The sequence below is a fragment of the Alkalimonas cellulosilytica genome (assembly GCF_036325985.1).
Lineage (GTDB): Bacteria > Pseudomonadota > Gammaproteobacteria > Enterobacterales > Alteromonadaceae > Alkalimonas > Alkalimonas cellulosilytica.
In genome coordinates this window covers 1-360 of the sequence record NZ_JAUHLI010000068.1, presented here as the reverse complement: position 1 = coordinate 360, position 360 = coordinate 1, and the positions used below count along the sequence as shown (strand labels likewise).

General features: G+C 48.9%; 1 pseudogene. It reads left to right on the top strand.

Going from position 1 to position 360, the window contains the following annotated elements:
* Positions 1–217 (top strand): annotated as a pseudogene (locus QWY20_RS18575) (IS21 family transposase); the annotation flags it as partial.
* Positions 218–360: the final 143 nt, after the last annotated feature.

Below are 360 nucleotides of genomic sequence, written 5' to 3'. Positions count from 1 at the left end.
TAAAAGCTGCCTCGCCATCCTCAACCTTGCCACTAAATATGGGCAGGATCGCCTTGAAGCTGCCTGCCTAAAAGCACTGCTGCTAGAGCAGCCGCACCGCAAAGTGATTCTGAATCTGCTGATCAACAACAAAGAGCGAGAGCTTAGTGGTACTGATATTGACGAACACCCGATGATGAATCACCACAATATCCGCGGACAACACTACTACCAATAAGGATCCTAACAATGAGCTTATCTGCACTGCATGAACAACTGCGAGTCCTGCGTCTTGGTCACTTCTGTCAGGCTTTACAACAGCAACAGGAGCAACCTGATACATACGCTGATATGAGCTTCGAGGAGCGGCTTGGTCTGCTT